The sequence below is a fragment of the Psychromarinibacter sp. S121 genome, from assembly GCF_049801035.1.
Taxonomy (GTDB): Bacteria; Pseudomonadota; Alphaproteobacteria; order Rhodobacterales; family Rhodobacteraceae; genus Psychromarinibacter.
In genome coordinates this window covers 218,923-235,898 of record NZ_JBNAGE010000006.1, presented here as the reverse complement: position 1 = coordinate 235,898, position 16,976 = coordinate 218,923, and the positions used below count along the sequence as shown (strand labels likewise).

The following is a 16,976-nucleotide window of genomic DNA, read 5'->3' as shown; positions in this document are numbered from 1 at the left end:
GCGCGGCCTTACTCGGCCGCGGTCGCGTCGGATGCGGGCTCTTCGCCGTTATTGCCGCTGTCGCCGGTCTCTTCGGTCGGCTTCGGCTTGCGGGCACGCGGCTTGCGCGCGGGCTTCGGTTCCGGCTTGCTTTCCGGCGTCTCGACAAGGCCGCTGTCGCCGTCGTTGCCGAAGTCGATCACATCGCCATTGTCGCCACCCGACTGCGCCACCTCGGCCTCGGCCGGTTTCGGACGCGAACGCCCGCGCGAGGGCTTTTGCTGCTGCGGCTGTTCGGCCTGCGGCTGCTGATCGCGCCCCCCTGCCTGACCGCCACCGTGACCGCCGCCCTGAGCATTGTCGTCGCCCTGCGGCTGCTGGTCATTGCGGTTGTTGTGGCTGTTGTTGTTGCCGCCACCGTTGTTCTGCTGGCGGTCGCGCTGCTGCTGGTCCTGCTGCTCGCGCTTCTGGTCCTGCTCGCGCTGCGCCTCGGCAAGCATGCGGGTGTAGTGCTCGGCGTGCTGCTGAAAGTTCTCGGTGGCCACGCGGTCACCGGAAAGCTGCGCATCGCGGGCGAGCTGATTGTACTTGTCGATGATCTGCTGCGGCGTGCCGCGCACCTTGCCCTCGGGCCCCGAGCTGTCGAACACCCGGTTGACGATGTTGCCAACGGACCTGTTGCGCTGCTTGTTGCGCGAACGTGACTTGGACGATCTCATACTGTCTCTATTTCCAGCCTGATTGTTCTGGCTCTGCCTGGCCGCGCCGCGCCTATTCGCGGTGGGTCTATCCCAAGGGCCTGACGATTTTTAGGCTTGTCGGCGAGGGGGAGCCTTAACGGCGTCCCACCGCCCGCTTGGTCCCCGAGTAAGCACGGGATTCTGCATATGACAAGCCAAAAGTCGCAATATCCGGTAAATCCGAGCCGGATTCTGCACCTATGTGTCGCTCTGACCCTTCATTAGTGCCGAGACGACGCGGTGCCTGCCAACAAGATCGGTCCCGATGTCGACTGCGTCAAGGCCGGCGGCCGTGAATATTTCCCGCACCAGTTCGCCCTGCGTGGCGCCGATCTCGACCAGAAGACGCCCGCCGGGCCTTAAAAAGCGGGCCGCGGCGGCTGCGATGGTGCGGTAGGCGGACAGCCCGTCGCCGTGGTCGGTCAGCGCGCCTTCCGGGTCGTGATCGCGCACCTCGGGGGCCAGATTCGGCATTTCGTCCAAGGCGATGTAGGGCGGGTTTGACACGATTAGATCGAAGGTTCCGGTCACATCGGCGAACCAGTCGCTGACCTGCAGGCTCAGGCGATCCGCGACGCCATGCGCCGCCGCGTTTTGGCCCGCCACCGCCAGCGCCGCCTTTGACACATCGGTCGCCACCCCGCGCGCGCCGGGCCGTTCCGCCAGCAGCGTCACCGCGATGCAGCCGGTGCCGGTGCCAAGATCCAGCAGATTGGCGAAGGGCTTTTCCAACGCCAGCGCGATCAGGCTTTCGGTTTCGGGGCGAGGGTCAAGCGTGTCGGCGGTCACTTCGAACCAGCGATCCCAGAACAGCCTGCGGCCAAGGATCTTGGCCACGGGTTTGCGCGAAGAACGCTGGGCAAGCATCTGCCCGTAAATGCCTTTCTGGCTTTCCGAAAGGGGCTGCCCAAGCTCCAACGACAGCCGGTCGCGCGGGATGCCCATGGCGCCTGCCAGCAACGCCCGCGCATCGCGTTCGGGCGTGTCGATCCCGGCGTCGCGCAGATGTGCGATCCCCTCGGCCAGAGCGTCGCGCGCGGTGGGGCTCACGCCTCCATCTCGGCCAGCTTCGCCGCCTGATCGTCGGAAATCAGCGCATCCACGATCTCGTCCAGATCGCCCTGCATCACCTGATCCAGCTTGTACAGCGTCAGCCCGATCCGGTGGTCGGTCATCCGGCCCTGCGGGAAGTTGTAGGTGCGAATGCGTTCCGAGCGGTCGCCGGAGCCCACCTGGCTTTTCCGGTCGCTGGCGCGTTCGCTGTCGATCCGCTGCCGTTCGGCGTCGTACAGCCGCGCCCGCAGCACGTTCATCGCGATCTCGCGGTTGCGGTGCTGCGACTTTTCCGAGGACGTCACGACGATCCCGGTCGGAATGTGGGTGATCCGCACCGCCGAGTCGGTGGTGTTCACGTGCTGCCCGCCCGCGCCCGAAGACCGCATGGTGTCGATCCGCAGGTCGTTGGGGTCGATCCGGATATCCACGTCCTGCGCCTCTGGCAGCACCGCGACGGTGGCCGCCGAGGTATGGATGCGCCCGCCCGATTCCGTGGCGGGCACACGCTGCACCCGGTGGACGCCGCTTTCGTACTTGAGCCGGGCAAATACGCCCTGCCCCTGAATGTTGGCGACCAGTTCCTTGATGCCGCCAAGCTCGGTCTCTTGCAGTTCGATGATCTCGAACCGCCAGCCCTTGTCCTCGGCATAGCGCTGGTACATCCGCAGCAGGTCGCCCGCGAACAGCGCCGCCTCTTCGCCGCCGGTACCCGGCCGGATCTCAAGGATCGCGGGCCGCTCGTCGGCGCTGTCCTTCGGCAAAAGCGCCACCCGCAGCGCCTGCTCGGCCTCGGGCAGCCGCGCCTTCAGGTCGGGCAGTTCCTCCTCGGCCAGCGCTTTCATCTCGGGGTCGTCCAGCATCGCCTCGGCTTCCGCGATGTCATCGAGAAGCTGGCGATAGTCGGCGATCTGCTCGACCACCGGCTTCAGTTCGGCATATTCGCGCCCCAGCGCTGCGATGTCGCCAGAGCCCGCGGACATGCGCGCCTCGACATACTCGAAACGCTCCCGGATCTGGGCCAGTTTTTCCATAGGAACCATGGCAGGCATGTCGCCGAAAGCCGCGTGCGCGTCAAGATACGCCGCATCTCGCCAGACGGTCGTGAATGGGTTACCCTAACGTCATGTTTCGCGTGTTCGCCTTCCTACTGCTGGCGCCGGGACTTGCCATGGCGCAAGAGGCCTTCAGCGGCTACCAGCCGTTGCCGGGGGTGGAATACTACTGCACCGATGCGACTGGCGGACGGAAGGAACTGGGCGATGTGATCTGTATCACCGCCGGCTGCGACACCTGGATGGCGCGGTGCGATATGTCGCTGAACAACCCGACATGGCGGCGGATACAGGACGGCTGTCCGGGCGTGTCACTCTACGACCGCATCAAGACGATGCAGCCACCGGTCTAGCCGCTTGCGGTTCACCCCCATGTCGCCGCGTCCGAAACGCAGGCGGGAATAGACCGCCAGCCGCGCGCCCTCGCCCTCTGGTACGGCGGCCACGGTGATGTAATCCGGGAAACCCCAGACCAGCGAGCGCGCCACGTAGGTGATGCGCCCGTCCTCGACGCTGCCCGCAAGCCGAGTTGTGCGGGGTTCCTCGCGCGCGACCTGATCGAACGCCGCCAGCAGCGAGGCGGGCGGCAGCGGGTAGAACTTGCTGTCGTCGGGGTGCAGCAGGACGCCACCCTCGCCCGGGTCCGGGGCCTTCAGCGGGTCGACGTGCCAGGCGTCGGGGTCGGTCGGCGCAAGGCGCACATAGGCCATCGCGGCGGCAAGCAGCAGGACGACAAGGGCGAGGATCGTTTTCATGCGATCGAGGTTAGCCCGAAGGCGGCGCGAGGCAACCGTCGCCCCACGCCGTCAGCCCCGCCGGGTCCACGCCCACAGACACAGGATCTCGGTCGCGACATGCGCCCCGGCCACCGCCGTAATCGCCGCCGGATCGAAGGGCGGCGAGACTTCCACGATGTCGCCGCCGACAAGGTTCACCCCCGCGATGCCCCGCAGGATCGCCGCCGCCTGTGCGCTGGACAGCCCGCCCCAGACCGGCGTGCCGGTGCCCGGAGCGAAGGCGGGGTCGAGACAGTCGATGTCGAAGCTCAGATACGCCTTCGCGTCCCCCACCACGTCCAGCACCTGCGCGGCCACCGCGGCGGGACCCACGCGATGTACCTCGGGCGCGTCGATCACGGTGATGCCCAGCGTATCGGGGTTGTCGGTCCGGATGCCGATCTGCACCGAGTGCTCGACGTCGATCAGCCCCTCTTTCACCGCCTTGTAGAAGCCGGTCCCGTGGTCGAAGCGCGCGGTCTCGTCATCGGCCCAAGTGTCGGTATGGGCGTCGAACTGCACCAGCGCCAACGGCCCGTGCTTTTTCACATGCGCCCGCAGGATCGGCAGCGAGATCGAGTGGTCGCCGCCCAGCGTCACCATCGCCGCGCCTTGCGACAGGATCTTGTCCGCGTGCGCCTCGATCACCTGCGGGATCAGCGCGGGCGCGGCATAATCGAAGGGCATGTCGCCGTAATCGGCGATGGCGAATTCCTCCATGATATCGAAGCCCCAGCCATAAGGCGCGTCGGGTGATTGCAGGGCGCTCGCCTCGCGGATCGCCCTTGGTCCCAGCCGGGTGCCGGGGCGATTGGTCACCGCCTGATCGAAGGGAATGCCCGTCACCGCGATGTCAACGCCGGTCAGGTCCTTGGAATACTTCCGGCGCAGGAAGGACGGCGCGCCGGAGAAGGTGTTCTCGAACGAATGGCCCCGGAACCCTTCGGCGGTCACCGCGCGGTCGGCGTGCGTCTTGGCGTCTTCAAGTCCCATGGGTCACTCCACCGGCTGGGCGCGCTCGACGAGGCGCGCGAAGAACGAGGCGCCAACGGGCGCGATCTCGTCGTTGAAATCGAACTTCGGGTGATGCACCGACGGGCCGTCGCCCTGCCCGAGGAACAGGTAGGACCCCGGACGCGCCTCGAGCATGAACGAGAAATCCTCGGCCCCCATTTCAGCAGGCGCGTCGGTGTCCACGTTGCCTTCGCCCGCGACCTCGGCGGCGACCGAGGCGGCAAAGGCGGTCTCTTCGGCGGTGTTGATCGTGGGGGGATAGCCCTCGATCAGTTCCAGTTCCGCCGTCACGCCGTAGCCAGCGGCGATCCCTGCCAGTTGCTCGCGGAACCGCGCCACGGTGCCGGACCGCACTTCGGGATCGAAACTGCGGATCGTCCCCGCGAAGGTCGCGACCTCGGGGATCACGTTATGAGCGCTGCCGGCGTGGATCTGGGTGATCGAGATCACGAGGTTCTTCATCGGGTTTGTCGCGCGGGTCACGATGGCCTGCGCCGCCTGCACCATCGCGGCGACCGCCGGGATCGGATCCACCGCTTCGTGCGGGGTAGCGGCATGGCCGCCCTTGCCGGTCACCGTCACGATGAAATCGTCCACCGCCGCCATCAGCGCGCCGGGATTGGTGTGGAAGGTGCCCGTCTCGTACTGCGGCGCACAGTGCAAGGCGTAGACCTGCCCGATGCCGAAGCGGTCCATCACGCCTTCGGACACCATCGCGCCGCCGCCGCCGCCCTGTTCCTCGGCCGGCTGGAACATCAGCGCCACGCGGCCCCGGAAGTTGCGCGTCTCGGCCAGATACTTCGCCGCGCCCAAAAGCATCGTGGTGTGGCCGTCATGGCCACAGGCATGCATCGCGCCCGCCACCTCAGAGGCATAGTCCAGCCCCGTCTCTTCCGCCATCGGCAGCGCGTCCATGTCGGCGCGCAGGCCGATCACCGGGCCTCCGTCCCTGGTCGCGCCCTGCCCCTCGATGATCGCGACCACGCCGCTTGTGGCGATGCCCTCATGAATCTCGTCGACGCCGAAGGCCTTCAGTTTCTCAACCACGAAAGCCGCCGTGTTGTGGCAGTCGAACTCCAGCTCGGGATGCCGGTGCAGCCATTGACGCCACTCCTTCATCTCTTCGGCGAAGTCGCCGATGCGATTGACGATGGCCATGTGGACTCTCCCGGCTCGGCTGTCGGATAACGGCGGCGACGATTCCAGAAATCCGGGGGGCCGACAATGGCGAAAGACAGCGATACGCTTGTGCATGACCCGAAGGGAGGCCTGCCGCGCCTGCTGGAGATCATGCGCAGGCTGCGCGATCCCGACACCGGCTGCCCGTGGGACATCGAGCAGGACTTCGCCACCATCGCCCCCTACACCATCGAGGAAGCCTACGAGGTCGCCGACGCCATCGAGCGCGAGGCGTGGGGCGAGTTGAAGGGCGAGCTTGGTGATCTGCTGTTTCAATCGGTGTTTCACGCGCAGATGGCGTCGGAACGCGGGCTGTTCGACTTCCACGAGGTCGCCGACACCATGTCGGACAAGATGGTCGCCCGTCACCCGCATGTGTTCGGCGACCAGACCGGGATCGACAGCCCCGAGGCGCAGACGGTGAACTGGGAGACGGTGAAAGCCGCCGAGCGGGCCGCCAAGGGCGCCAAGGGCGTGCTGGACGACGTGGCCATCGGGCTGCCGGCGCTGCTGCGGGCGCTGAAGCTTCAGAAACGCGCGGCGCGGGTGGGCTTTGACTGGCCGGATATCGGGCAGGTGCTGGACAAGCTGACCGAAGAGGCCCACGAACTCGCCGAGGCGCGGGATACGCTTTCGCAGGCCGAGGTCGAAGAGGAAATGGGCGACTTCCTGTTCGTCGCCGCCAACCTCGCCCGCCACCTTGACGTCGACCCCGAGGCGGCGCTTCGGGCCGCGAATGCCAAGTTCTCCCGCCGCTTCGCCCGGATCGAGGCTCTGCTGGCGGAACGCGGCAAGACCCCGGCGGACTCGACGCTGGACGAGATGGACGCTTTGTGGGACGCGGCGAAGGCCGAGGAAAAGGCGGCAGCGAAGGGTTAGCCCCTAGCGCCGCCGCGCCAACTGCCGCTCGCGCAGGAAGGTGTAAAGCCCCGCCGCGAGGATGATCGCCGAGCCGACGTAGGTCAGCGTGTCGGGCCGTTCTGCGAACACCAGCATCCCCAGCCCGGTGGTAAAGATCAGCCGGGTATAGCGGAACGGCGCCACCACCGCGACCGGCGCCGCGCGCATGGCCGAGGTCACGGCATAGTAGCCGGTGGTCGTCACCACGATGGCGCCCGCCACATGGGCCAGCCCGATCCCGCTGACCACCGGCGTTTCGCGCATCAGAAGCATCAGCACCAGACCGAAGGGCATGGTGGCGGCAAAGCCCCATGTCGACAGGGTTACGGACGGCACCTCGGGTGGGCAAAGCCGGGTGTAAAGGTCGCGGAACGCCAGCCCGACCACGGCCACCAGCACGAACACCGCCGACGGCGCGAAGTCGGCCGACCACGGCCGGACCACCAGCAGCATGCCCGCCAGCCCGACCAGCACGGCGGCCCAGCGGCGGGGGCCGACCGGTTCCTTGAGGATCAGCGCCGCGCCCATCGTCACGATCAGCGGCGTGGTCTGCATCAGCGCCGCCACCAGCGACAGGGGCGCATAGGTCAGGCCCAGCACCAGCCCGAAGGCGGCGACGATCTCGAACAAGTTGCGCCGCACCACGGACGGATACCAGAACCGCCGGTCCCAGACCCGCGCGCCCTGCAACCGGGCGAGCAGGACGAAGAAGGCGGTGCCGCCCACTGACAGCAGGAACATCACCTGCCCCGGCGGCTGGGTGCCGCCCGCCAGCTTCACGAACATGTCCGACACCGCCAGCAGCGCCATCGCCAGCACCATCAGCCCGATGCCGTTGGTCGAGGCGGATGCGTCGGGATGCGCCTCGACGCTCATTCCCGTGGCTTCTTCGGAACGCCGTACAGTTCCAGCCGATGGCCGCGCAGTTCAAAACCCAGTTTCTCGGCGATCTTCGCCTGCAACGCCTCGATCTCGGGGTCGCAGAACTCGATCACCTCGCCGGAATGGATGTCGATCAGGTGGTCGTGATGCTCGCGGTCGGCGTCCTCGTACCGGGCGCGGCCGTCGCCGAATTCCAGCTTCTCGACGATGCCCGCTTCCTCGAACAGCTTCACGGTCCGATAGACGGTGGCAAGCGAGATTCGCGGATCGACCTCGCTGGCGCGCGAGTACAGCGCCTCGACGTCCGGGTGGTCGTCGGAGGCCTCCAGCACCTGCGCGATCACGCGCCGCTGGCCGGTCATGCGCAGGCCCTTGGCCTCGCAGCGCTGAAGTATCGTCTCGGTCACGGCATGCTCCTCGTGCCGGCTGTCTTAGGCGAACTGCGTCGCGGGCGGAACCCCCCGGGAAAGACGTGCCTCACATGAGGTCTGGCTGCCGCCCGACCCGCGCCGCCAGCTTCGCGACCGTCAGCCCCTGAACCACGATCGAGAACACCACCACCATGTAGGTGCAGGCAAGGATCAGCGGTTTCCACTCGCCATCCGGCAGCGACAGCGCCAGCGCGACCGAGATGCCGCCCTTCAGCCCGCCCCACGTCATGATCGGTATGGTGCCCTGTTCGAAGCCCCGGAACGGCCGCAGCATCAGCACCGGGACCGCGACGGCAAGTAGCCGCGCCGCCAGCGCAAGAGCGATGGACAGAACGCCCGCCTGCACGGTTGCCATGTCAAAGGCGATGGCGAAGACCTCGACGCCGATCATCAGGAACAACACCGCGTTCAGGATCTCGTCCACCAGCTTCCAGAAGGCGTCGACATAGCGGCGGGTGACCTCGCTCATGCCTTCGCGGGTGCCGATGTCGCCGATCAGAAGCCCGGCGCAGACCGCCATGATCGGCGCCGACACATGCAGCGCCACCGCAAGCTCGTAGCCGCCAAAGGCAAGCCCCAGCGTCAGCAGCACCTCGAGCGAATAGTCGTCGATCCGCCGCATCACCCGGAACACCAGCCAGCCCAGCACCACGCCCAGCAGCGCGCCGCCGCCCGCCTCCTGCAGGAACAGCAGCGCCGTATCCGCCAGCGCGCTGTCCTCACCGTCGCCCCCGCCGTGCCCTGCTCCGGCGAAGGCCAGACCCGACAGCGCAAGAAAGACCACGTAGCCCACGCCATCGTTGAACAGCGACTCGCCCGCGATCTTGGTCTCCAGCGATTTCGGCAGATGCGCCTCGCGCAGGACGCCCAGCACCGCGACCGGGTCGGTGGGCGAGATCAGCGCCCCGAACACCAGCGCGACAAGGATCGGCGCGCCGGTGATCCACGAAAACCCGAAGCCCGCCACCGCGGTCGAGATCCCGACACCGATCGTCGCCATAAGCACCACGGGCCGCCATTGCGCCCGGAGATCGGACAGCTTCACATGCAGCGCGCCCGCGAACAGCAACAGCCCCAGCATCCCGTCCAGCAGCGCCTCGGAGAACTCGATCTCCATCACTTCCTGCCGGATCGCGCCGGTCATGTCGAAGCCAGGCAGAACCGCGTCCAGCACCATCACCGTGACCGAGGCCAGCAGGGCCACCACGAGGATGCCGATAGAGGACGGCAGCCGGAGAAAGAGGTAATTGACCGAGCCGAAGGCCCCCGCGAGGACGATCAGCAGGGCGGCGATCTGCAATGCGTTCATGGACTTGTGCCCGAATGGTTTTTCCGGTCCTCTAGCACGGCTGCCCGCCCCCCGGAACCGCATCCGGACCATGGCTGGTATAAACGCCGGCACCGGCCGGGCAGCGATTGGGAGGACTGCATGCAGCGCAAAGACCATATCGACGCCTTCGGGGCGGTCACCCTGATCTGCTTTGCCGTGGCGCTGGGTTTCAATCAGGTGGTGGTGAAGATCGCCAACGACGGATTGCAGCCGGTGTTCGCGGCGGCGGTTCGTTCGGCGCTGGCGTTGCCGATCCTTCTGATCTGGATCCGCCTGCGGGGCCAGTCGCTGGCGGTCGAACGCGCCGCACGGCCCTGGTGCGTGCTGATGGGCGTGGTCTTCGCGGTCGAGTTCGTGTGCCTGTTTCTGGCGCTTGACCTGACCTCGGTCGCGCGGACCTCTGTCATCTTCTATTCGATGCCGGTGTGGCTGGCGCTGCTGGCGCATGTACTGGTGCCCGGCGACCGCCTGTCGCCTCGCAAGGCGCTTGGCCTGACCATGGCGATGGCGGGCGTCGCGGTGGCCATCTTCTCTCGCGGGAGCGGCGGCGAGGCGGGGCTGGCGGGCGACCTTCTTGCGCTGGCGGCCTCGCTTCTGTGGGCGCTGATCGCGCTGCTGACCAAGATATCGCCCTTCTCGCGGGTGCCTCCCGCGCAGCAGCTAACCTGGCAGATCGCGGTGTCGGTCCCGATCCTGTTCGGCTTCGCGGCCTTCTTCGGCCCGGCGGTCCGCGATTTCGACGCGATCACCGCAGCCGCGATGGCCTACCAGATCCTGTTGGTCTCGGCGGGGTTCCTGCTGTGGATGTGGCTGATGAAGATCTACCCGGCGTCGGGCGTCACGTCATTCAGCTTCCTGTCGCCCGTCGTTGGCGTGGCCTTCGGCTGGCTGCTGCTGAACGAGACGGTGGGCTATGCCCTGTGGCTGGCGCTGATGCTGGTGGCGGCGGGGCTGGTGCTGGTCAACAGGCCGCCGCGGTCAAAGGCGATGTCGGCCCAGACCGGCAGGTGATCCGACGCGCTGCGCGCCGGAAGCGTCTGGTCGACCCCGGCGTCGCGCAGTTCCAGCCCGTCGCTAAGCGCGATGCGGTCCAGCGCCGCCACCGGACGCGCCGCGTGAAAGCTGCGGCCCGGCGTGTGGACGTGGAACCGGCCATCCAGCGCCTCAAGACCCGTGCGCGCGCGCCATTCGTTGAAGTCGCCAAGGATCACCGTGGGCCGGTCGTCGTGGAAGCGGTCGGCAATGCGTGCCAGTTGCCGCCGGCGGTCGCTGCGCAACAGGCCAAGATGCACCCCGACGATCCGCATGTCGCCAAGGTCCACCGCCACCGCGCCGCGCGGTTCGGTGCCCGGAAGGTCGACGTGGTCGATCGACTTCGGCACCAGCCCCCGCCGCAGCAGGATCGCGTTGCCGTGCCAGCCCAAGGACACGTCGTTGCGGGCGAAATGAACGGGAACGAAGTCCGTCTCGTATTCAAGCATGTCGCGCGGCAGCGCCGCGGGCCGCGCGCCTAGACGCTTGTCGGCCTCTTGCAGCACCACGACATCCGCATCCAGCCCGTTGATCACCGACAGGGTTCGGCCCGGATCGCGGCGGCGGTCCAGACCAAGGCATTTCCGGATGTTGTAGCTGGCAATCCGCACTGGCGCGGCTCCTTGCTGTTCGGGGGCTCCCTAAAGCATCTAGGCGCGGTGACGCTGCAATGCAAAAGGGTGCGACGTCAGGTTCCGCAGAAGGTCTGGCGGACTTCCTCTTCCGGCGCGGGGACGAAGGCGAGATGGGCGTGCCCGGCGGACAGCTCGAACGGCGTGGACAGGGCGGCGTTCAGGGTGCGGAACGGCGCGTAATCCCCTGCGACGGCTGCGGAAATCGCCTGTTCGACCCGATGGTTGCGCGGGATCACCGCCGGGTTGGCGGCGGCGGCGCGCGCCTGCCAGTCGTCCGGGCGGCGCGCTTGCCAGCCTTCGGCCCAAGCGTCGAACGCCTGCGGTTCGGCAAACTCGGCGCGGGCGGTGTCGTCGGTCAGGCCCCGGAAGGTCCGGGTGAAATCCGCGCCCTGCCGCGCCATCGCGCCCAGCAGACCCTCGATCAGGGGCACGTCGTCGCGGCTGGTGTCGGCCAGACCCAGCTTGGCGCCGAACACCTCGATCCAGGTGTCCTGATAGATGTCGGGGAAGCGGTGAACCGCCTCGGTGGCCTTTTCGACGGCGGTGTTCTGATCCGGGTCGATCAGCGGCAGGATGGCGGTCGCCAGCTGCGCCATGTTCCAGACCGCGATTTCCGGTTGCTTCGCATAGGCATAGCGGCCGTACTGATCAATCGAGCTGAACACCTTGCCCGGGTGGTAGGCATCCATGAAGGCACAGGGGCCATAATCGATGGTCTCGCCCGCGACGCTGGAGTTGTCGGTGTTCATCACCCCGTGGATAAAGCCCACGCCCATCCAACGCGCCACCAGCCGCGCCTGACGCGCGATCACCGCCTCCAGCAGCCCGAGGGCGTCGCCCGCTTCCGGGTAATGGCGGGCAATCACGTAGTCGGTCAGCGCCTCGATCGCCTCGAGATCCTGCCGAGCGGCGAAATACTGGAAGGTGCCCACGCGGATGTGGCTGGTCGCGACGCGTGTCAGCACCGCGCCGGGCAGCGCGCCGTTTCGGATCACCGGCTCGCCCGTGGTCATCGCCGCCAGCGCGCGGGTGGTGGGGATGCCAAGGGCGTGCATCGCCTCGGACACGATGTACTCGCGCAGGACCGGGCCAAGCCACGCCCGGCCATCGCCCCTGCGGGAATACGGCGTGGGCCCTGCCCCTTTTAGCTGAAGATCGCGTCGTATCCCATTGGCATCTATGACTTCTCCCAACAGGATTGCCCGCCCGTCGCCCAGCTGCGGGTTCCAGCCGCCGAACTGGTGGCCGGCATAGACCTGCGCCAGCGGATCGGCGCCCTCGGGCACCGCGTTGCCCGCCAGCGCGGACACGCCCTCGGGCGACCGCAGCGCTTCGGCGTCCAGCCCAAGCTCTGCCGCGAGGCGGTCGTTCACCTCGATCAGGCCGGGCTTCGCCACCGGTGTCGGCGCGAGACGGGAAAAGAACCGGTCGGGCAACCGGCCATAGCTGTTGTCGAAGGGCACATGCAGGGTCATGCGGTAAACCTAGGGCGCGGGGTGCGGCCTGAGAAGGGGTCAGGGCCGCCAGGTTAGGAAGTGATAGCCGTCCCGCACCTTGAACCCGCGCCGCTGGTACAGCCGCAGGGCGGGTTCGTTGGCGGGATTCGCTTCCAGATGCAGGGCCTTCAGCCCGGCATGGGCCAGCTGCGGCATCAGCGCCATCAGCACCTCTGTCCCCATGCCCCGACCCCGCACGTTCTCGCGAATGAAGAACTCGTCGATGATCCCGTCCATGCCGCCGAACTCGATGGACCAACCGAAGCTGAGCGCGATGTAACCGACCGGCGCGCGGCGCAGTCCGATCAGCCAGACCGCGCCCAAAGGTGATCCGGCCAGCAAGGGCGCCAGCGCGGCGCGGCGGGTGGCATCGTCCTGCTCGATCCCCTCGAACGCATGATAGGCGGCGACAAGCGGCAGCAGGCGGTCGAGGTCGTCTTCCCCGGCAAGATGAAGCTTGGCGCTCACAGCCGCGCCAGACGTTCGGTCAGCAGCGCGAAGAAGCCCTCGGCGTTGATATCGCCCATGAAGGTCGCGTTGGGCGCACGGTCGGTGACGCGCCACCAGTCGGCAACGGTCATGCCGCTGGTCAGGTCGGATTGCAGTTCGATCTCGACATTGATGTGCCGCCCGGTGAACAGGTCGGGCTTCAGCAGATAGGCGATCACGGTCGGGTCGTGCAGCGGGCCGCCTTCAGAGCCGTATTTCTCCATATCGAAGCGTTCGAAGAAATCGGTCCAGCTGGCGACGACCTCGCCCACGTGACCCAGCGCGCGGAACGCCTCGATCCTTGGGCGCGTGGTCAGGGCCTTGTGGCTGACATCCAGCGGCATGATGGTGATCTTGGCCCCGGATTTCATCACGATATCGGCGGCTTCCGGGTCAACGTAGATGTTGAATTCCGCCGCGGGCGTGACGTTGCCCACCTCGAAATAAGCGCCGCCCATCAGCACGATCTCCTGCACCTTCTCCTGGATGTCCGGCGCTTTCCGGAAGGCGGTGCCGATGTTCGTCAGCGGTCCCAGCGGGCACAGCGTCACGGATCCCGCGGGCTCGGCGCGCAGGGTTTCGATGATGAAATCGACGGCGTGCGTGTCCTGCACCTGCATCTGGGGATCGGGCAGCACGATACCGTCGAGACCGGTCTTGCCGTGAACGTATTCGGCGGTGACCAGATCGCGGGCCATGGGGCGGTCGCAGCCCTCGAACACACGGGTCCCGGTCTTGCCCGCAAGTTCGCACACGATCCGCGCGTTCTTCGAGGTCAGCGGCAGCGGCACGTTGCCCGCGACGGCGGTGATGCCCAACACCTCGATCTCTTCGGGGCTGGCAAGGGCGAGCAGGATGGCGACGGCGTCGTCCTGTCCGGGATCGGTGTCGATGATGATCTTGCGTGTCATGCGTTTTCCCTGATTTGGTGGGACACTGTCGAAGCGGCGGGCGGAAGTAAAGCAATGCCGCAAAGGGAAACGGCCGGGAGCAGTACCCCCGGCCGTTTGTTGCGATCCGTTAACCTGGGCCGTGTCAGCCCAGAACTTCGGCCACCGCGTCCTTCAGCTTCGACGCGACCTCTTCCGCCTCTGCCTCGGTCAGGCAGAACGGTGGCGCGAAGCCAAGGATGTCGCCCTGCGGCATCGCGCGCGAGATCACGCCGCGCGCCAGAAGCGCCGCGTTCACCTTGGCGCCGATGGTGCGTGCGGGGTCGAAGAACACCCGGCCGTCACGGTTCTCGACGAACTCGACCGCGCACAGCAGGCCCTCGCCCCTGATGTCCCCGACGTTCGGGTGATCGCCAAGCGCGTCGTTCAGCGCCGCCTTGAGATGCGCGCCCACGGACCCGGCGTTCGACACGAGGTTCAGCTCGTCCAGCAGCCGCAGGTTGGCGACACCCGCCGCCGCCCCGATCGGGTGCGCCGAGTAGGTCCAGCCGTGGCCGATGGGACCGAACTTGTCGGTGCCCTCTTCCAGCACCTTCCACACCTTGTCGGACAGGATCGACCCCGAAAGCGGCGCATAGGCCGAGGTCAAACCCTTGGCGATGGTGATGATGTCGGGCCGGATCCCGTAGTGTTCGGACCCGAACATGGTGCCAAGGCGACCGAAGCCGGTCACAACCTCGTCCGCGATCAGCAGGATGTCGTGCTTGTCCAGCACTTCCTGGATCGCCTGCCAGTAACCGGCGGGCGGCGGGACAAGGCCCCCGGTCCCCAGCGCCGGCTCGCCGATCATCGCTGCGATGGTGTCCGCGCCCTCACGCTCGATCAGCGCCTCAAGCTCGGACGCGCAGTGGGCCACGAACTCGGCCTCGGACATCGACAGGTCGTCGCGGCGGAAATAATACGGCGCCTCGGTGTGGATCACCCGGTCCAGCGGCAGGTCGAACTTCTGCTGGAACGCGGCCAGCCCAGTCAGCGAGCCGGTCATCAGGCCCGAGCCGTGATAGCCGCGCCAGCGCGAGATGATCTTCTTCTTCTCGGGCCGGTCGAGGATGTTGTTGTAGTACCAGACCAGCTTGATGTTGGTCTCGTTCGCGTCCGACCCGGACAGGCCGAAGTAGACCTTCGACATATTCGCAGGAGCGCGGTCCAGAACCATCTTGGCCAGCGTGATCGACGCTTCGGTGCCGTGGCCGACATAGGCGTGGTAGTACGCGATTTCCTTCGCCTGCTCGGCGATGGCTTCGGCGATCTCGGGGCGGCCGTAGCCGACGTTCACGCAGTAGAGCCCGGCGAAGGCGTCCAGCAGGCGGTTGCCGTCACGATCCTCGATATGGCAGCCCTTGCCGCCGGTCACGACGCGCTGCGGCAGGTTGCCCCGCGCGAACTCGGCCAGGTGGGTCGAGGGGTGGAAGAAGTTCTCGCGGTCCCAGCTTTCGAGTTGGTCGTTCTTCAGCATGTTGTCGTCCTTCATCTTGGTGTCAGCTCCAGTCGCGGCAAACGTATTTCAGTTCCATGAATTCCTGCATCCCCAGTCTTGCGCCCTCGCGCCCGAGACCGGACTGCTTGGCGCCACCGAACGGGATCGGCGCGCCGGTGACCTTGGTGCGGTTGACCGCGACCATGCCGAACTGCAACGCGCGGCTCAGGCGGTAGATCCGGCGGGGGTTCAGGCTGTGGACATAGGCGACCAGCCCGTATTCGGTGTCGTTGGCGCGGGTCACGACCTCTGCCTCGGTTTCGAAGGGCGCGATGGCGGCGACGGGGCCGAAGGTTTCCTCGCGCAGGATCAGCGCGTCCTCGGGCACGTCGGTCAGCACCGTCGGTTCAAAGAACAGCGGCCCCATCGCGTGACGTTTGCCACCGCAGGCGAGCTTTGCGCCACGCTCCAACGCATCCGCGACGTGGGCTTCCTGCTTGGCCACCGCGTTCTCGTTCATCAGCGGTCCGATGTCCGGGTCGTCCATGCCGCGGCCCACGGTCAGCGCGGCGCTGGCGGCGGTGAACCTGGCGCAGAAGGCGTCATAGACCGACCGTTCCACGAAGATCCGGTTCGCACCAAGGCAATCCTGCCCCGAGGTGGCCCACTTGGCTTTCATCGTCTCGGCGACGGCGGCGTCCAGATCCGAGTCCGCGAAGACGATCACCGGCGCATGGCCGCCCAGTTCCATCACCAGCTTCTTCACCGTCGCCGCGCTGTCTCGGTACAGCAGCCGCCCGACCTCGGTCGAGCCGGTGAAGGACAACGCCCGAACCCGGCTGTCCGAGGTCCACGCGGGCACGATGGTCGGCGCGTCGCCGGTCACGAGGTTGAACACCCCGGCGGGCACCCCTGCCCGCTCGGCCAGTTCCATCAGCGCGGTCGCGGAATACGGCGTCTCGGCCGAAGGATGCGCGACCACGGTGCAGCCCGCCGCCAGCGCGGCCGCCGCCTTGCGGGTTAGCATGGCGCTGGGGAAGTTCCACGGCGTAATCAGCGCGACCACGCCCACGGGTTCCAGCCACAGTTCCACCTCGGCATCCGGCAGGTGGCTGGTGACGCTTTCGACGTCCGGGCGCTTGGCCTCTTCCGCGTAGTACTCGACGAAGCTGGCGGCATAGTCGATCTCGCCCCGCGCTTCAGAGATGGGCTTGCCCTGCTCGGCCACCATGATCCGGGCAAGGTCTTCCTTGTGGGTCAGCATCAGGTCGAACCAGCGGCGCAGGATGGCGGAGCGGTCCTGCGGCAGCATCAGCGACCACGCGGCGAAGGCCTTCTGCGCGGCATCGACCGCCGCGCGCCCCTCGGACGCGGAGAGGCTGGCGATCTCGCCAACCACGGTGCGGTCGGCGGGGTTCTTCACCGGCAGCGTGGCGGCATCCGAAGCGCCGGTCCAGCGCCCGTCGATATACGAAAAGCTGCGAAAGAGTTTCGGGTCGTCCAGCGTGACGCCCGTCACGATGCGGTCCTGTCTCATGTCGTGCGGCCTTCCATCAGGGGTTTGCAATTCCCCGAAAACTATCCCGCCGCCCGCCGAAAGTGGGTCTGTTCTGCGCAG

Annotated in this window: 18 protein-coding genes; 3 read left to right on the top strand and 15 right to left on the bottom strand. The window is 67.1% G+C overall.

The annotated features are described in order from the left end of the window. Positions 1 to 8 precede the first annotated feature (8 nt). The 3 genes from ACP156_RS22990 to prfA all read right to left on the bottom strand — a co-directional run bounded on the left by ACP156_RS22990 (position 9) and on the right by prfA (position 2,815). A complete protein-coding gene (locus tag ACP156_RS22990; RefSeq protein WP_425053695.1) occupies positions 9 to 698 on the bottom strand; it encodes a DUF4167 domain-containing protein in 690 nt (229 codons plus the stop codon). A 219-nt stretch (positions 699 to 917) separates the two neighbouring features. Further along, entirely contained in the window at positions 918 to 1,769 is an 852-nt protein-coding gene (gene prmC / locus ACP156_RS22985) for a peptide chain release factor N(5)-glutamine methyltransferase (RefSeq protein WP_425053694.1), read from the bottom strand. Then, the gene (gene prfA, locus ACP156_RS22980) at positions 1,766 to 2,815 is read right to left on the bottom strand and encodes a peptide chain release factor 1 (RefSeq protein ID WP_425053693.1); all 1,050 of its coding nucleotides are present in this window, start codon (positions 2,813 to 2,815) and stop codon (positions 1,766 to 1,768) included. The genes prmC and prfA overlap by 4 nt, the downstream gene beginning before the upstream one ends. Before the next feature lie 83 nt (positions 2,816 to 2,898). Here prfA and ACP156_RS22975 point away from each other — a divergent pair, with 83 nt between their 5' ends. Continuing rightward, a complete protein-coding gene (locus tag ACP156_RS22975) occupies positions 2,899 to 3,180 on the top strand; it encodes a hypothetical protein (protein ID WP_425053692.1) in 282 nt (93 codons plus the stop codon). Here ACP156_RS22975 and ACP156_RS22970 read toward each other — a convergent pair. Genes ACP156_RS22970 through ACP156_RS22960 form a run of 3 tightly spaced genes read right to left on the bottom strand, consistent with a single transcriptional unit; the run spans position 3,139 to position 5,775 of the window. Continuing rightward, a complete protein-coding gene (locus ACP156_RS22970; protein WP_425053691.1) occupies positions 3,139 to 3,582 on the bottom strand; it encodes a DUF1499 domain-containing protein in 444 nt (147 codons plus the stop codon). The two genes, ACP156_RS22975 and ACP156_RS22970, sit on opposite strands and share 42 nt — an antisense overlap. A gap of 51 nt (positions 3,583 to 3,633) precedes the next feature. Then, positions 3,634 to 4,596: an agmatinase gene (speB, locus tag ACP156_RS22965; protein WP_425053690.1), complete on the bottom strand. Its 963-nt coding sequence runs from the start codon at positions 4,594 to 4,596 to the stop codon at positions 3,634 to 3,636. Between the two features lie 3 nt (positions 4,597 to 4,599). Beyond that, entirely contained in the window at positions 4,600 to 5,775 is a 1,176-nt protein-coding gene (locus ACP156_RS22960) for a M20 aminoacylase family protein (protein ID WP_425053689.1), read from the bottom strand. A 66-nt stretch (positions 5,776 to 5,841) separates the two neighbouring features. Here ACP156_RS22960 and mazG point away from each other — a divergent pair, with 66 nt between their 5' ends. Continuing rightward, positions 5,842 to 6,675: a nucleoside triphosphate pyrophosphohydrolase gene (gene mazG / locus ACP156_RS22955; protein WP_425053688.1), complete on the top strand. Its 834-nt coding sequence runs from the start codon at positions 5,842 to 5,844 to the stop codon at positions 6,673 to 6,675. A 3-nt stretch (positions 6,676 to 6,678) separates the two neighbouring features. On the opposite strand, the gene ACP156_RS22950 is transcribed toward mazG, so the two are convergent. The 3 genes from ACP156_RS22950 to ACP156_RS22940 form a co-directional block, all read right to left on the bottom strand. Then, positions 6,679 to 7,572, bottom strand: a complete 894-nt coding sequence (locus tag ACP156_RS22950) for a DMT family transporter (RefSeq protein WP_425053687.1) — start codon at positions 7,570 to 7,572, stop codon at positions 6,679 to 6,681. Beyond that, positions 7,569 to 7,985: a Fur family transcriptional regulator gene (locus tag ACP156_RS22945; RefSeq protein ID WP_425053686.1), complete on the bottom strand. Its 417-nt coding sequence runs from the start codon at positions 7,983 to 7,985 to the stop codon at positions 7,569 to 7,571. Before ACP156_RS22945 ends, ACP156_RS22950 begins: the two co-directional genes overlap by 4 nt. Positions 7,986 to 8,055: 70 nt before the next feature. Next, positions 8,056 to 9,318, bottom strand: coding sequence for a cation:proton antiporter (locus ACP156_RS22940; protein ID WP_425053685.1), 1,263 nt, complete (start codon positions 9,316 to 9,318; stop codon positions 8,056 to 8,058). A gap of 120 nt (positions 9,319 to 9,438) precedes the next feature. Here ACP156_RS22940 and ACP156_RS22935 point away from each other — a divergent pair, with 120 nt between their 5' ends. Continuing rightward, positions 9,439 to 10,350 (top strand): DMT family transporter, encoded by a 912-nt coding sequence (locus ACP156_RS22935; protein WP_425053684.1) that lies wholly within the window; start codon positions 9,439 to 9,441, stop codon positions 10,348 to 10,350. Here ACP156_RS22935 and ACP156_RS22930 read toward each other — a convergent pair. The 6 genes from ACP156_RS22930 to ACP156_RS22905 form a co-directional block, all read right to left on the bottom strand. Continuing rightward, positions 10,251 to 10,982, bottom strand: a complete 732-nt coding sequence (locus tag ACP156_RS22930) for an endonuclease/exonuclease/phosphatase family protein (protein ID WP_425053683.1) — start codon at positions 10,980 to 10,982, stop codon at positions 10,251 to 10,253. The two genes, ACP156_RS22935 and ACP156_RS22930, sit on opposite strands and share 100 nt — an antisense overlap. Positions 10,983 to 11,059: 77 nt before the next feature. After that, positions 11,060 to 12,481, bottom strand: a complete 1,422-nt coding sequence (locus ACP156_RS22925; RefSeq protein WP_425053682.1) for a protein adenylyltransferase SelO — start codon at positions 12,479 to 12,481, stop codon at positions 11,060 to 11,062. A gap of 39 nt (positions 12,482 to 12,520) precedes the next feature. Further along, positions 12,521 to 12,970 (bottom strand): N-acetyltransferase family protein, encoded by a 450-nt coding sequence (locus tag ACP156_RS22920; RefSeq protein WP_425053681.1) that lies wholly within the window; start codon positions 12,968 to 12,970, stop codon positions 12,521 to 12,523. After that, a complete protein-coding gene (locus ACP156_RS22915; RefSeq protein ID WP_425053680.1) occupies positions 12,967 to 13,902 on the bottom strand; it encodes a nucleoside hydrolase in 936 nt (311 codons plus the stop codon). The genes ACP156_RS22920 and ACP156_RS22915 overlap by 4 nt, the downstream gene beginning before the upstream one ends. 124 nt (positions 13,903 to 14,026) lie before the next feature. After that, positions 14,027 to 15,397, bottom strand: coding sequence for an aspartate aminotransferase family protein (locus tag ACP156_RS22910; protein ID WP_425053722.1), 1,371 nt, complete (start codon positions 15,395 to 15,397; stop codon positions 14,027 to 14,029). Between the two features lie 22 nt (positions 15,398 to 15,419). Further along, a complete protein-coding gene (locus ACP156_RS22905; RefSeq protein ID WP_425053679.1) occupies positions 15,420 to 16,895 on the bottom strand; it encodes an NAD-dependent succinate-semialdehyde dehydrogenase in 1,476 nt (491 codons plus the stop codon). Positions 16,896 to 16,976: the final 81 nt, after the last annotated feature.